The following is a 14,291-nucleotide window of genomic DNA, read 5'->3' on the forward strand; positions in this document are numbered from 1 at the left end:
TCACCGCCGGCCCGGATCTCAGGTCTGGCGCTCCCCGTACAGCTGGGCATAGATACCTTCCCGGGCAATCAGCTCCTCATGCCGCCCCTCCTCGATGATTCGGCCATCCTCGAACACGCAGGCACGATCCGCCTGTTTCACGGCACTGAGCCGATGCGCGATGATCAGGGTGGTCCGTTGCCTGAGAAAACCCTCCAGGTCCCGATGCAGCTGATATTCGGTCTCGGCATCCAGCGCCGAGGTGGCCTCGTCCAGAATCACCAGCGACGGATCGGACAGTACCATCCGGGCAATGGCCAGGCGCTGGCGCTGCCCCCCTGACAAGCGGACACCCTGACGGCCGATCACGGTATCCAGCTGCTTGGGCATGGCCGCCACCATGGTGTCGAGCTGGGCAATACGCAACGCCTCCCACAGCTCGGCATCCGGCTTGTCCCGGCCCAGGGTGAGATTCTGCCGGACGGTGTCGTTGAAGAGGGCAGGATGCTGCAGCACGGTGGCCACATGTTCCCGCAGCCTCGGCAGCCCGATCCGCTGCACCGGCACATCGTTGATCAGCACCTCACCCTGCTGCGGCGTGTACATGCCGAGGATGATCTGCACCAGGGTGGATTTGCCACCACCGCTGGCACCGACCACCGCCACTTTTTCACCGGCATCAAGATGGAGGTTAATGCCCTGCAACACCTGCTCGTCGTCATAACCGAAATGAATATCCCGCAGCGTCAGGCTTACCGTGTGGTGGCCACGGAACGGGTCCTCCAGTGCGGGATAGCGCGGCTCCTCCTTTAGTTCCAGCAAACGGTTAATGCGCCCCAGGGCAGCGTTGGCGGCGAACCAGGCGTATTGCATGTTCAGCATTTCCTGGACCGGAGTGAGCATGAACCACAGGTAGCCGAAGATGGCGAACATCATGCCGATGCTCAGGTCGCTGAGTAGAACCGTGACCATCGCCGCGGCCCGGAACACGTCCACACCGAACTGGAACAGGGCAAAACTGGCCCGGGTGGCCGCATCACTTCGCCACTGGAAGCGAATGGCATGATCCCGGACCACCCGCGCCCGGTCGATCAACAGTCGCAGGTAGTGTTTTTCCCGGTTGGCCGCCCGGAGCTGGTGAATGGCGTCCAGGGTTTCGGTCAGGTCGCCCTGGAATTCCTCGTAGGCGCTGTTCTCCCGACGCTTGAGCTCCTTGACCTGCTTGCCGATCAGGATGGTGGCGAAGATTACCAGCGGGTTGAACAGTAGAATCAGCAACGCCAGTTGCCAGTGCACCCACAGCAATACAACAGCGGTACCGATTACGGTCAGGCTGGCCACCAGGAACCGGCTGATGGTGGTACCGAGGAACTGGTCCATGGTGTCCAGATCGGTGATGAAGTGGCTACTGATGGCCCCGGAACCACGGGTCTCATACTCCGACATGGCCACACGCTGGAGCCGGCCCAGCAGCCGGGAGCGCATGCGGAACACGACATCCTTGGAAACCTTGGAAAATTCCCGGGATTGCAGGACATTGAAGAACAGTGCGGCGGACCGGAGCAGCAGCGCTGCCACCACCATCAACCCAATGTAGACCACAGGCTCCTGCCACGCGGCAGGCAGGATGGCATCCATGACCGGAAGTACCGGCCCGGCTTCGTCCAGCAGAACCTCGTCCACCAGTACCGGCAGCAACAGGGGCACCGGTACGGCCATGACCGTTGCCAGGATCGCCAGCAGGTTGGCGCGCACCAGACGCGGTTTGTGCTTGAGTGCCAGCAGAAAGATGTCGCGCCAGCGGTAGGGCTGATGCCCGCCAACGGAATCAGCCGGCTGTTGCAGGTTATCGTGTTGCAAGACTCCTCCGGACCCGAATGTCTTCCGTTCAATACGGAGAGTGTGAGCTGACAGTCTACCTGTTAACCAGGTAGCTGCGCGGCCCGTTCAGTTCTGTCATCATGACCCGCCTGACTCTGACGGACCAGGAACCCGACCCGCTGTGAAACACGATTGCCACTACCACCCCGGTGAACCCGCCAAATGGCACTGCGGCGAATGCCAGATCCACTACTGCAGCCGCTGCATGCCCGATGCCGATACCCGCCAGCGCAAGGCGCTCTGTCCGCATTGCAGCAAGGCGATGCGCTACCTCGGTGCGGCCACCGAGGCGGTCCCGTTCTGGAACCGGATCGGCGCGTTTTTCCGCTACCCGTTCCACAGTGATCCGCTGATCGTGATTGCCATCTGCACCCTGGTGCCGGTAATCGCCCCGGCAAACCTGATCGGCATCCTGATCTGGATTGTGCTCGCCCTGGCTCTGTTCAAGTATACCTACGCTGTGATCAATCACACCGCCGAAGGCCACATGAAACCACCGCCTGTGGCCGTAGCCTTTACCGGCAGCGGCTTTGATATCGTGGTTCTGCAACTTCTGGTGTTCGTGGTGATGGGTGGTCTCGTCGGGGCCGCGGCCATGCTCGGCGGCCCAATCCTGGGAATGCTGGCCATCGCCTTTGTCGTGCTGGCCCTGCCCGCCAGCATCATGGTTCTGGCCATGGAACGCTCGGTGGGGGCGGCCGTGAATCCCATGAACCTGGCTCTGCTGATTTCCCGCATCGGGACACCCTACTTCCTGCTCTACGGCTATCTGATCCTGCTCACCCTGGCCTCCGGTGCCGCACAGGATTTCGCCCTGAACCACTTCCCGCTATGGTTCTCCCAGCCCCTGGCCGGCTTCCTGAACAGTACCTTCACCCTGATCTTGTTCCATATGCTCGGTTACCTGCTGTTCCAGTACCAGGAGGAGCTGGGTTTTGCGGCAGACGTTCAGGATGGTGAGACCCTTGCCCAGGCGCAGAGTCGGGACAGGAGCGCCCGCTTTGATGCCGATATCGACATGAACCTCAAGGACGGCAATTACGACCGGGTGCAGTCCATGCTCAGGGAAGCCTTGAAACGGGACCCGGAAAATGCTCTGAGAATCGCCCAGCTGTACAAGCTGCTGATGGCCCGCAAGGATGTGCCAGAGCTGCATCGTTATCATGCCCGGATTCTCAACTGGCTGGCGAACAGCAACGACGGCGAGAGCATTGCCAAACTGGTTTCCCTGCTGCAGGAGGCCGAACCCACCTTCCGGCTTGAGGACCCGGAGCTGTCTGTCCGCTGCGCTCGCGCCATGTATCACCGTGGCCGCTTCAAACCCGCCCTGCGCCTGCTCCAGGATTTCCACAAACGGTTCCCGGACAGCGACCAGCTGGCCCCGGCGTATCTGCTGGTGGCGCAAATCCTGGCCAACGGCCTGCAACAGTGGGAGAAGGCGACGGCCTTCCTGACGTTTATCCAGAAAAAGTGCCCGAGTCATCCGCTGCATGGGCAAATCGGGACGTATCTGGAACAGGCGGAGAAGCAGGAGCCGCTGAAGGGGCCGAAGGCGAGCTTTGCTGTAACGGAGTGAGGGATGAACGTGAAGTTGGGGTCAGATGAAAGCATTCATCTGACCCCGGTTTGGAGACGAACTCGCGAGGTTGGTCTGACGTAGGGGTCAGAAGAACGCTTTCTTCTGACCCCGTTTTCACCGCCAGCCCCTCCGCTCAGGTCAGCAACTGCCGATAATGCCGCGCCTTCGGCTCCATCTCCCGCTTCTCGAACTCGCTTACCAGCAGCCGGCAGGCCTCTGACGTCAGCAATTCATCTCCCGTCGCCCGCAACCGTTCGAACGCCTTCTCGGCGGCCTTGAAATTCTGCTGTTTCAAGCTGGTAAACAGCACCCGGTTGTGGTCCTCGGCGGCCAACGGCTGGTGATGCTCGCCCTTGCCGAGATATTCCTCCCATACTTCAACCATCTGCTCTGGCTGACGCCGGCTAAGGGCATCTTCCATCAGTTCCCGGGTACGGTCCCGGTAGGCGGGCAGGTCCGGCCTCAGCTTGGCCAGCTGGTACAGGTGCTCCAGCAAGATGGGCCGATCCGGATAATGCTGGCGCAGGGCCTCAAACTGCCGGCGGGCCAGATCGAATTCCATCCGGCCCAGGCTCGCCATGGCCTGGGCATAGCTGGTGGTAAAGCGGGCATCCTGTTCGGCTTCCTCCGGCTCGAAGAATTCCTCCCGCACATGCAGCCAGCTGCGTCCGAACAGCCAGACCAGGCCGGCCCCCGCTACCAGGCCGCCGGCGTGGGCCATGTAGGCGACACCGGTCGCTCCGGCGAACCAGTAATCGTAGATTTCCTTGCCCAGCCAGACCGGCAGCATGGCCAGCGCCGGTGCCCGGAAATAGTTGAAGTACACGCCGAGAAAATAGAAAAACCGGATCTTCTGCAAACCGTAGATGGCAACGTACATGCCCATCAGACCCGAGATCGACCCCGAAGCCCCTACCAGGGGGAGCGGGCTTCCCGCGGAAAAGGCCGTGAACACCAGGCCGGAAATGGCACCACACACCACGTAGGCCACCAGAAACCGCCCCGGGCCCAGCGCCTTCTCCACCGTGAAGCCGAGCAGGAACAGGAACAGCAGGTTACCGATGATATGGCCCCAGCCACCATGCAGGAACTGGTACGTAATCAGGGTATAGGGTTTGAGATCGGCGGGCACCAGGCCCAGCTGTTGGGCACTGAGCTGGCTGATGAAGTCCCGCTCGATCGCGGTCCGCTGATCCAGCCAGTATGCCCGCTGCGACGGTGCCCAGAGGATATCGCGGTTCTCCAGCAGGTAGTGGTAGAAGTCGCGGTCCATCATCAGGCTGATGGCGATCCAGAAGTCTGCGTTCTCCTCCTGCAGCTGCTGGAATTCCCGAAGGTCATAGACACGTTCTTCCTCACCCCGGAACTGGATCTGCCGTTGCAGGTAATCCTCGTAGACCGGCGCTTCCAGCTCCTGGAGATCGTGGGATAGATACTGTTCAACCGCCTGCTCGATCTTGCGGCTGTCTCCGCCCTGGTAAAACAGGAAAACCAGCAGGCAGGCGAACATCAGCCCCAGAGTAACCAGGGGCGGGCGTTTCCAGTTAACGGCGTTCTCGGCAGGGATAATCAGCATCGGCGGTCACAATTCATCATATTCTGTCCCTGAAAATCTGCTTTTTTACCACAGCCCTGCCCGCATTTCCCGGTGTAATAGGTCTTGTGGCGACGGTTACACCGGCTTAAGCCGAGAAATGTGGACAGCCCCACAGATAGCGGAGCCGGTGCGGGACACTGTCACACCTGAGTCATATAAATGACATTAAATCGGTGGCAGCCAGACGATGCACCCGCGTCCTATCGACCTTTCGCCAATTGCCGTTATTCCTGCCACCGCCAATAGTGAACAGGAATAACAACAAAAACCGGATACTGGAACCAAGGAAACTGCACATGACCGTACTCGTTTTGGACAACCCGGAACTGCTGGCCAAAGCGGCGCTGGCATCAGGTTTTACGGCGGCGATGGCCACCACTGCGGGGCAACGACCTCATCGAATGAAATTTCATTTCGGTTTCAACAAGCATTCTCTGGACCATGATGATCTGGAGATCATCCGCCGGCACGCCGCCTACCTCCGGCAATATCCGGGGTTGAAAGTACGAATCCATGGCCATGCCGACAACTTCGGCACTGAGGATTACAACCAGTTCCTGTCCCGATTGCGGGCCAGCACCACCGCCCGGATCCTGATCCGGGAAGGCGTGGGCGAAAACCAGATCCAGCTGGCACACTGGGGATCAACCCGGCCGCTGGCCACTCTCGAGGATCACTCCGCCAACCGGCGCGTGGAACTGGAATACCTGACCCAGGAAATGGCCCAGGCCCTGTAATCCCGGGAGACCATGCCACAACGGAAAACGGGGGCCATGGGCCCCCGCTTGCTTTTTGACGGATCAGCCGCCGTATACCTGCCAGACGTTCCAGAACAACAGCAATGATGCCACCAGAATGGCCAGCCAGGTCAGGATGATGCCGATCATCCGGGCCGGGTGAGGCCCCCCATGGCCATTGATCATGCCCCAGGCGTGCAGGATTCGCCCCACCACCAGGGCCATGCCGGTCCAGTACACGAAACCACTGGGCACACCATTGAGTTCCGCAAGCCCCAGCATCAGCAAACCCAGAGGCGCATACTCAACCAGATTCGCATGGGCGCGAACCGCCGCTTCGAAAGCCCGGTCCTCGGTAACGCCAAGGCCCTTGCGGTACTTGAGCCGGAACCTCACCACCTGGGCCGAAAGCACCAGCAGGAGCAAACCGATTACAGCGGCAAAGACACCGGTTACCGGGACAATCATGCTTAACCCTTCTTGATCTTGTTAACGATGGCCAGCAACAGAACGGCCCCCACGGTCGCCGTCACCAGCCGGCCGAGAGCGCCGTGGGCCGCCAACTGCAGAAGCCCGAACAGGAAGCCACCAATAAACGAGCCGACAATACCGATACCAATGTTGGCCAGTACACCAAAGCCACGCCCTTTCATGATCAGCCCGGCCAGCCAGCCGGCCACACCACCAATAATCAGAAAATATATCAGGTTCATCTCTCGCCTCTCCCTGAGGATGCTTCAAGAAACGGTCAGTCCACGCAAAGACTGCCCTGTTTCCTGCGGTGCTTCAAGCACTTCCGGCACCAGAGGCGGGCGTGATGGAGGTAATGGCTTCGGCCATCCGGGACCGGCAGCGCTCGATCAGCTCGGGCACATCCTCGGGCTTGAGATCCGTTGTTTCGATCGGAGGGAGGATGCGAATGGCCACCGGTTCACGGCGCCCCAGCAGGCCGCAGGTCTTGTCGGCGTATTCACTGGCGCAGACCATCGTAATGGGGGCACCGGAGGCAATCGCGGCATAAAAGGCACCCTTCTTGAAGCTGCCCAGCCCCTTGCCATGGCTACGGGTACCTTCGGGGAACACCCACAGGCTTTTCCGGTCGTGGGCGATGGTTTCGCCAACCAGCTGCATCGCCGCTATGGCTTTCCTGGATCGGCCCCGGTTCAGGATGACATTGCCCCCGAGCCAGAATACCTGACCGAAAAACGGCAACCAGACCAGAGAGGATTTGCCGACGGTGACCGTCCGGGGAGGAAGCAGATCCCCCATGACGAACAGGTCATCGTTATGCTGGTGATTGGCGATCACCACGGTGGGCCGATCCCGGGGCATGTTCTCCCGGCCTTCCACCGGGCGTTCCATGCCCAGGATACAGCGTCCAAAGCGGGCGACAACCCACCCCAGCATACGGTTGTTATCCGGATTGAACGGGCGGGCAAGGTACAGGACCATTGCAAACAGGCTGATTACCGGCACGCTCAGCCACGCCAACAGCTTTCTCAAAACACCCATCAGGTACAGCTTCTCTGTTACATAAAACTGGCGCACAAGTGTACGCCAAGGCTATAGCCCTGCAACAGTATCAATTTGTTCCAGCGAGTTACCCGGTGCCGGGGCCTGGCGCCTTGCTGTTACCACATAACGCAGCGGCCCGCCGGCATCCAGGCTCTCGAACGGGTAGCATGTCACCAGCAGCAGCGTGTCAGGGGACAGGCGCTGGGTGTCAATCTGCTCCCGGCGACTGTCCACCACCCGGGAAGCCTCAACCCGGTAGTCCTGCCACTGGCCATCCTTTCCCTGCAGGCGAATATCGCTTCCCGGCGCCAGCTCGTTGAGCTGCCGGAAGTGGGTATCCCGGTGGCCGGCAATGATGACCGGGCCCTCACCGGGCAACCCGCCAAGCACCCGGCCCGGACCGAAGGCCAGGCTCTCGCCGTGGGCACCCTCCAGCACAATCATGGACCGGTCCAGTTCCGGCAGCGCCATCCTGGCCACCGGCCAGGTGTCCGCCCAGGGCCAGGGTCGGGTTTCGGTCTGCCGGGCCTGGCTTTCCGCCCAGGCAAGTGCCAGCAGTTCCTGGGCGACCACCGCCTTGATGGGAATCCACAGCCCGAACACCAGCAAGGTGGCGGACGAACTGAGCAGCAACAAAAGGATCCGGCTCACAACGCTACCCTCCCGCGCAGGAGCACGATCGCGCCACTGAACATCAAGCCGACCAGCGCCAAGGCAATGAGTAGCGGTGAAATTGTGGCCGTCTGGGGATATCGCAACATTCCGGCCGAGGTACCGGCCGGCAACAGGGTAGGCACGCTGTCAGCGAATAACGGATCATCGCCCGAGCGCACCGGTGTGCTGTCCACCGCCACGAAGCTGGTAAATGGCGACATCAGGCTGTGGGCCATCGCCAGCCGGACAATCTGCTTCTGGTCCGGCTGCTCGCCCTGAACCCTGGCCCGGTCCAGCAGGCTGTCAATCTTGGCGCGGGCCCAACGCCGGTGCAGCCCGGCACCCCCGGCAGACTGCCGAAGGTCCAGTTTACGCTCCCAGCGCCTGCCATCCGGTGCCAGGCCGGTTATCGATAGCTGCCCCTCCGGCGGCACACCGCGAACGACCTGGACCAGCGGTTCACCCCGGAACAGGTCGCCCGGGCGTTCCGGGTAGACTTCCGCCCCGGCCGCCGGCCATTCGGTCCGAAGCCCTGTCAGCATCGGCGCTTCCATGGCCGAGAACAGGGCCTCCAACGGGCCACCGAGATCCGACGGATTGCTGACGGCGGTATAGGTACCCCTCCCCCAACGGGCCGCCTCCCGCATGAAGTGCATGTTGGGGGCCGAACCGATCCCGACGGTGAACAGACGCCGGTTGCCCAACTGCTCGTGAATCTGCCGGAACAGCTCCGCCTCGTTGCCCACGGCACCATCGGTGATGAATACCACCTGCCGGACCCGTGCGGCATCCTCTGTTCCGTCGACGCGGTCACCGCTGAGCGCCAGCGACAGGGCCGAGCTCATCTCCGTACCCCCCTCGGCCTGTAACCGGCTGACATAACGACGGGCGCGGGCCAGGTTATTGCCATTGGCCGGCACCGGCGCCATGAACAGGGCATGGGGTTGTGAATTGAACTGGATGACATTGAACCGGTCTTCGCTGGAGAGGGTATCAAGACCCCGCCCGAGCGCCTGCCTCGCCTGGCGTATCGATTCGCCGGCCATGGAACCGGAGGTATCGATCACGAACACCAGTTCCCGGGGCAAGGTCTGATCCGGAGCGGCCCCGGGCACCACCATGGTCATCAGGTAATCCTCGCCGCCGAACTGCTCGTGGAAGACCGCTGCCACCGGCTCACTGCCACGAACGGGGCGCCAGCGGAGCACGAAGTCCCGGTTCATCAGCACTGTCCCTTCCGACGGCGACACATGGACCTGCCGGCCATCGGCCCGGGTTTCCAGGTCGTGGCCGGGGCTGGTGACGTCCGCCAGTTCCAGTCCGGCATTGAGAGACACGCTGATCCGGGCCCGGTGGCTATCGGCGGAAACGTCCTCCGGTCGCACCGTGAACGGACTGATGGCATCGGCATCCGGCACGTCCCTGGTGGCAATTGCCCAGCCCTCGCTCCAGCCAGAGACCTCGCCCGTCGGCAGCAGTGGCCCGGGCATGTATCGCGGTGTCAGTGTGGTGGGCAGTCGCAACGAGAACTGACCGTTCCGGTAATCCACCGGTTGCTGATAGCGCAACTCGATGGTGATGTCTTCCCCGGGCGGGATATTGGCTACCCGGGAAGTGAACAGATTGGGGCGCTGCTGCTCCACCGTCGCAGCCTGCCGGCCGCTGTCCCGCGCCTCCGCATACTCGTGTCGGGCCTGCTCTTTCGGCCGTACTTCGCCGATAATCGTACGCTCACCCACCGTCATGGCCAGGGCATAAACGCTCGCTTTCTCTGGCAGTGGGAACACAAAGACGCCTTCGCGCCAGTCGTCACTGGTGTTGCGGAAGCGCCGGGTTAGGCGGGTGTCGGAAATCAGTCCGCTGACCGTGACATCAAAGTCACTTTCAAGCACCAGCGCGGGCGCCTGCCAATTGCCCCGGCTATCGGTAAAATGCAGCAGCCCCGGTTGGAGTTCGTCGGCCACATTCGCTTCGGCGTAAAGGGGCTGAACGAACAGAAGCAACAGAAACGCCAGCCAAAGAGTAATGCCCTCCATGAACCGGCGTAGCCGGGCCCGGGTTGTGGTTTTTGCCGGCACTGAAAGTCTGAGCAGGGTCGTTGATAGCATCATCACAAGGTCCTTTCCCGATCAATTCCGTGGATGACCGCTATTTCACCAACCCGAAAGGTTCAGGCCGTGGCAGAGTGCGACAATACGACGACGAATAATGATCAATTGTGGCAACAGGCCCCTGGACCTTGTTCTGGCCGGTTGCCATGGTTAAATAGGAACTCCATTCAGGCAACCGGTCGATGACCATGAAGAAACACCTTGTGCTGATCGAAGACGAACCGGCGATCCGGGACAATTACCGGGCCGCCTTCGAGCGCCGAGGCTACCGGGTCTCAGCCTACGGGGACCGGACTTCGGCTTTTCAGGCGCTGCACCAGGAATTGCCGGATCTTGCCATCATTGATGTCGGGCTTGGCGATGAGCCGGAAGGCGGTTTCCTGCTGTGCCAGGATCTCAGGCAGCTGTCGATGACCCTGCCGATCATCTTCCTGACGGCCCGGGACAGCGACATCGACACGGTTCATGGACTGCGGCTGGGCGCCGATGACTATGTCACCAAGGACATGAGCATCGATCATCTGCTGGCCCGGATCACCGCACTCCTGCGCCGGGCCGATGCCTGGGCCGAAGCGTTGCAGAAACCGGATGAGCTGCTCCGGCGGGGCCGGCTCACCCTGAACGTGGACCGGATGACCGTAGCCTGGAACGACCAGCCCATTGACCTGACCGTCACCGAATTCTGGATGCTGCACTCACTGGTCCGTCACCCCGGCCATGTCCGCAGCCGGGATCAGCTGATGGACGCCGCCAGCACCGTGCTCGATGACAACACCGTGACGTCCCACATCAAGCGCATCCGCCGCAAATTCCAGCAGGTGGATGACCAGTTCGACGGCATCCAGACCGCCTACGGCATGGGCTATCGCTGGAACGCCCATGAGGTCTGACCCTTGAGTCTCAAGCGCCAGCTTCTTGTTGCCAGCCTGCTGATGCTACTGATTCCCTGGGCGGGCCTGAAATTCGTGCTCGAACTGGATACGGCACTGCGGGAACAGGCTATCCGACAACTGGACTCCCGCGCCGATCAACTGGCGGAGCTGGCCGGAGACCGGCTGCTGGGCGAGCCGGCAATCCCCGCCAAAACGCCGGTCATCTATGTTGCACCCCTGACTCAACCGTTCACAGCGGATGGCTACGGTTCCGAATGGCCCGGTTACGACGACTCTGCCGCGTCCCAGCCCTGGCAAGGCACCCGGACCGACAACGGACTGCAACTCCGGTGGCAGGCAGCCAGCAATGGCCAATACCTGTATCTGCTGATCCGCCTGAGCGGGCGCCAGCCCCGGTTCTTCAGCCCCGCGATGCCTGAACAACCTCACGATTACCTGAAACTCTGGCTACAGACACCAGCCACAGCGGTGGACCAGTCACCGGGGCACCAGGCCTGGCTGATTCGACCGTCGGCACCCGGCGAGCTCTATGGCCAGACGGACAGCCGGGAACCGCGCCCGGATTACCGTGTGAAAGGCGCATGGCAAGAGCACGGCGAGGGCTGGCAGCTGGAGCTCCAGTTACCGCAACCACCGGAAAACAGCCGGCTGGGTTTCTCTGCGCACCGTGACGGGGAAACCCCATTGGCGACGTCACTCGAGCCACTACCGGTACTGGTCGGGCCACGCCCCGCGCTGGAACGCCGGCTGGAACAGCAGCTCGATCCGGGCCAGCAGGCCCGGATTGTCGAGCCGGCCGGCTGGGTGATTGCCGAAGCCCGCAAGCACGGTAATAATTTGTCACCGGAATTCGACAGCCTCAGTCCCGTGCAGGTCCTGGAACAGATCAGCCTCAACGTCCTGCGTTACCTGATCCAGATCTACCAACCGGAGCCCGGGGTCCTCCCTGACCAGGCCCGCCAGCTGGAGGCCCGCTCCCTGCCGGAACAGGGCCTTTTCCGGCACCCGGATGACAGCCGATGGCTGCTGGTCACCAAGCCGGTTTTCGGGGACCGGACCCTCATTCTGGAACAATCCCTGGACCAGTTGCTGACCCTTTCCGGCTCTACCCTGGGCTCGGTGATTGCCCGCAGCACCCTGATCATCGTTGCCCTGACCCTGGTTCTGCTTGGCTACGCCAGCTGGCTGTCCTGGCGCATTGCCCGCCTGCAGCGGCTGGTGAGCGCCACCGTGGACGAGGACGGCCGGATCACCGGTACCCTCCCCGAGACCAGTAGCCGCGATGAACTGGGCCAGCTGCAGGCACACTTTGCCCAAATGGTGGAAAGGCTGCATGGCTATAACCGCTATCTGGAAAGTTTTTCCCGCCGACTGTCCCACGAGCTGAAGACCCCCGTCGCGATCGTGCGCTCCTCCCTGGAAAATCTCGCCCATGCCCAGTCCGAGGCGGAGCGCCAGCAGTACCTGGAGCGCGCTTCAAACGCCACGGAACGTCTGCGCCAGATCCTCCACGGCATGAGCGAAGCGGCACGACTGGAACAGAGCTTCGACCAGGCTGACAGGGAACCCTTTGACCTGGCCGAAGTGGCCGCCGGCGCCACGGCCGCCTACCAGGGCCTGGACAGCACCCACCAGATTCGATACGTGGGCCCGGAACACGGCTGTAACCTGACCGGTTCCCCGGAACATATGGTGCAATTGCTGGACAAGCTGGTGGACAACGCCCGGGACTTCACCCCCGAGCATGGATTGATCGAGGTCGCCCTGACACAGCAACCGGAACACCTGGAACTGTCCGTGTTCAACCAGGGCTCGGCCTTGCCGGAGGATGGCTCTGCCGACATTTTCGGCGCCTTTGTATCCCACCGGGCAGGCAGCGGCGAGGGCCACCTGGGGCAGGGTCTGCTGATCGTGCGACTGATTGCCGAGTACCATGGTGGCCGGGTCGAAGCTGCCAATGAGAACCATGGTGGCATTGACGGGGTGCGTTTCCGGGTTATCATCCCGGTCAAGCCCAGATAAGCCCGGATTCTGCTGTGAGCACACGACTGGAACATCTCGACATCCATCCCCTGCGGGATGACCTGTACAACGAACTCCATTCCCGGCCCTTTCAGGTACTGCCTACGCCGGCGCGGGTGACCCAGATGGCCATCCTGACCACACCGGAGCAGCGCCGGGAGCAGTTCCGGCACCTGCAGGAACTCCACCGACTGCTGGGCTACCCGGTTCCCGAAGAGGAGGTTGGCTGTTTCGAGCAGACCTTCGGCACCCTGAAGGTGCGCCGGGAAATGCACATGGAGTTCGCCTCCTACACGTTTACCAATCTGGCCGAAAGCAGTGCCGATCCTTTCACCGAGACCGGGATCACACCGTTGCCCGAGGGCTGGCTGGAGCAGTTGGCAGGCACCGTGATTGCCGCCTTCCACGTGGACATCCGCCCGTCATCCCACGATGCCGCCAGCGACCTTGCCTTTGTCCGCCAGCATTTCGAGGGCCTGCGCCTGGTGGGTAGCAGCCCCCAGGAAGGCGCGGCCAGGATCTGGGGCACCTTCAAGCTGCACAGTGACGGCTTCGGTCGGTTCATGGTCCAGAACCACCACATGTCCAACAGCCAGCTGGGCCGCCTCACTCAGCGCCTGATGGAGATCGAGACCTACCGGCTGATGTCCCTGCTGGCCCTGCCCGTGGCCCGGGAAATCACCCCGTCCCTGAACGACATGGACCAGAAGCTGGCAATCATCACCCAGGCCCTGGCCGACAACCAGGACGTGGACGAGCAGAAGCTGCTGAGTGAGCTGAGTAACATCGCCGCCCGGATCGAGGCCTTCCGTGCCCATTCCACCTTCCGCTTCTCTGCCACCCGGGCCTACCATCGCCTGGTGCTGACCCGACTGGAGGAGTTGCGGGAAGACGAGCTTTCCGGCCACCTGACCATGACCGAATTCATGACCCGGCGGCTGACGCCGGCGGTGAAAACCTGCGAGGCCGTAAGCGAGCGGGTTGAAGATCTCAGCCGGCGCGTGGACCGGGCCTCGGACATGATGCGCACCCGGGTGGAGCTGGCCATCCAGAGCCAGAATCAGCAGCTGCTCAGTTCCATGGACCGCCGGTCACGTATCCAGCTGATGATGCAGCACACCGTGGAAGGCTTCTCCGTGGTGGCTATCTCCTACTACCTGATCGGCCTGCTGAAACTGGGACTGGACGCGCTTTACGACAGCGGCGTAGCCTTCAACAAGACCCTGGTGTTGGGCATTGCCATCCCTGTAGTCATGGCCCTGGTGTTCCTGGGCATCCGTATCGTCCATCACCACTTCATCAAGATGGCCAGGCGGCAGTAGC

General features: G+C 61.9%; 12 protein-coding genes. 5 read left to right on the forward strand and 7 right to left on the reverse strand.

Annotated elements, in window-relative coordinates:
- Window positions 1–18: 18 nt before the first annotated feature.
- Window positions 19–1,839 carry an ABC transporter ATP-binding protein gene (locus ACQUTG_RS04955; RefSeq protein ID WP_428918311.1) on the reverse strand — a complete coding sequence of 607 codons (1,821 nt, stop codon included), beginning with the start codon at window positions 1,837–1,839 and terminating at the stop codon, window positions 19–21.
- Window positions 1,840–1,981: 142 nt separating this feature from the next.
- Here ACQUTG_RS04955 and ACQUTG_RS04960 point away from each other — a divergent pair, with 142 nt between their 5' ends.
- Window positions 1,982–3,436: a hypothetical protein gene (locus ACQUTG_RS04960; protein ID WP_428918312.1), complete on the forward strand. Its 1,455-nt coding sequence runs from the start codon at window positions 1,982–1,984 to the stop codon at window positions 3,434–3,436.
- A 136-nt stretch (window positions 3,437–3,572) separates the two neighbouring features.
- Here ACQUTG_RS04960 and ACQUTG_RS04965 read toward each other — a convergent pair whose 3' ends face one another.
- Complete coding sequence (locus ACQUTG_RS04965) at window positions 3,573–5,015, reverse strand: rhomboid family intramembrane serine protease (RefSeq protein ID WP_428918313.1); 1,443 nt, start codon at window positions 5,013–5,015, stop codon at window positions 3,573–3,575.
- Window positions 5,016–5,332: 317 nt separating this feature from the next.
- Between ACQUTG_RS04965 and ACQUTG_RS04970 the strand changes: the two genes are divergently transcribed.
- The gene (locus ACQUTG_RS04970; protein ID WP_428918314.1) at window positions 5,333–5,773 is read left to right on the forward strand and encodes an OmpA family protein; all 441 of its coding nucleotides are present in this window, start codon (window positions 5,333–5,335) and stop codon (window positions 5,771–5,773) included.
- Window positions 5,774–5,836: 63 nt separating this feature from the next.
- Here the strand turns inward: ACQUTG_RS04970 and ACQUTG_RS04975 are convergent, their stop codons facing one another.
- The 5 genes from ACQUTG_RS04975 to ACQUTG_RS04995 all read right to left on the reverse strand — a co-directional run bounded on the left by ACQUTG_RS04975 (window position 5,837) and on the right by ACQUTG_RS04995 (window position 10,053).
- Window positions 5,837–6,241 carry an MAPEG family protein gene (locus ACQUTG_RS04975; RefSeq protein ID WP_428918315.1) on the reverse strand — a complete coding sequence of 135 codons (405 nt, stop codon included), beginning with the start codon at window positions 6,239–6,241 and terminating at the stop codon, window positions 5,837–5,839.
- Between the two features lie 2 nt (window positions 6,242–6,243).
- Complete coding sequence (locus ACQUTG_RS04980) at window positions 6,244–6,486, reverse strand: GlsB/YeaQ/YmgE family stress response membrane protein (protein WP_428918316.1); 243 nt, start codon at window positions 6,484–6,486, stop codon at window positions 6,244–6,246.
- Between the two features lie 73 nt (window positions 6,487–6,559).
- A complete protein-coding gene (locus tag ACQUTG_RS04985) occupies window positions 6,560–7,285 on the reverse strand; it encodes a lysophospholipid acyltransferase family protein (RefSeq protein ID WP_428918317.1) in 726 nt (241 codons plus the stop codon).
- A 51-nt stretch (window positions 7,286–7,336) separates the two neighbouring features.
- Window positions 7,337–7,939 (reverse strand): class GN sortase, encoded by a 603-nt coding sequence (locus ACQUTG_RS04990; RefSeq protein WP_428918318.1) that lies wholly within the window; start codon window positions 7,937–7,939, stop codon window positions 7,337–7,339.
- Window positions 7,936–10,053 (reverse strand): marine proteobacterial sortase target protein, encoded by a 2,118-nt coding sequence (locus ACQUTG_RS04995; protein ID WP_428918319.1) that lies wholly within the window; start codon window positions 10,051–10,053, stop codon window positions 7,936–7,938. The genes ACQUTG_RS04990 and ACQUTG_RS04995 overlap by 4 nt, the downstream gene beginning before the upstream one ends.
- A 188-nt stretch (window positions 10,054–10,241) precedes the next feature.
- Between ACQUTG_RS04995 and pdsR the strand changes: the two genes are divergently transcribed.
- From pdsR to ACQUTG_RS05010, 3 genes are read left to right on the forward strand one after another with little or no spacing between them, the layout of a single operon-like run.
- A complete protein-coding gene (gene pdsR, locus ACQUTG_RS05000; protein WP_428918320.1) occupies window positions 10,242–10,943 on the forward strand; it encodes a proteobacterial dedicated sortase system response regulator in 702 nt (233 codons plus the stop codon).
- 3 nt (window positions 10,944–10,946) lie between these two features.
- Complete coding sequence (locus tag ACQUTG_RS05005; protein WP_428918321.1) at window positions 10,947–12,968, forward strand: ATP-binding protein; 2,022 nt, start codon at window positions 10,947–10,949, stop codon at window positions 12,966–12,968.
- Window positions 12,969–12,982: 14 nt separating this feature from the next.
- Window positions 12,983–14,290 (forward strand): DUF3422 family protein, encoded by a 1,308-nt coding sequence (locus tag ACQUTG_RS05010; RefSeq protein ID WP_428918322.1) that lies wholly within the window; start codon window positions 12,983–12,985, stop codon window positions 14,288–14,290.
- The last annotated feature ends 1 nt before the right edge of the window (window position 14,291 follow it).

This window comes from Marinobacter sp. DUT-1, assembly GCF_050379415.1.
Taxonomy (GTDB): Bacteria; Pseudomonadota; Gammaproteobacteria; order Pseudomonadales; family Oleiphilaceae; genus Marinobacter.

Excerpts from the sequence above, each read along its gene's own strand:
- ACQUTG_RS04985 (WP_428918317.1), bottom strand. The coding sequence starts at position 7,285 with ATGGGTGTTTTGAGAAAGCTGTTGGCGTGGCTGAGCGTGCCGGTAATC.
- ACQUTG_RS04975 (WP_428918315.1), bottom strand. The coding sequence starts at position 6,241 with ATGATTGTCCCGGTAACCGGTGTCTTTGCCGCTGTAATCGGTTTGCTC.
- ACQUTG_RS04995 (WP_428918319.1), bottom strand. The coding sequence starts at position 10,053 with ATGATGCTATCAACGACCCTGCTCAGACTTTCAGTGCCGGCAAAAACC.
- ACQUTG_RS04980 (WP_428918316.1), bottom strand. The coding sequence starts at position 6,486 with ATGAACCTGATATATTTTCTGATTATTGGTGGTGTGGCCGGCTGGCTG.
- pdsR (WP_428918320.1), top strand. The coding sequence starts at position 10,242 with ATGAAGAAACACCTTGTGCTGATCGAAGACGAACCGGCGATCCGGGAC.
- ACQUTG_RS04965 (WP_428918313.1), bottom strand. The coding sequence starts at position 5,015 with ATGCTGATTATCCCTGCCGAGAACGCCGTTAACTGGAAACGCCCGCCC.
- ACQUTG_RS04970 (WP_428918314.1), top strand. The coding sequence starts at position 5,333 with ATGACCGTACTCGTTTTGGACAACCCGGAACTGCTGGCCAAAGCGGCG.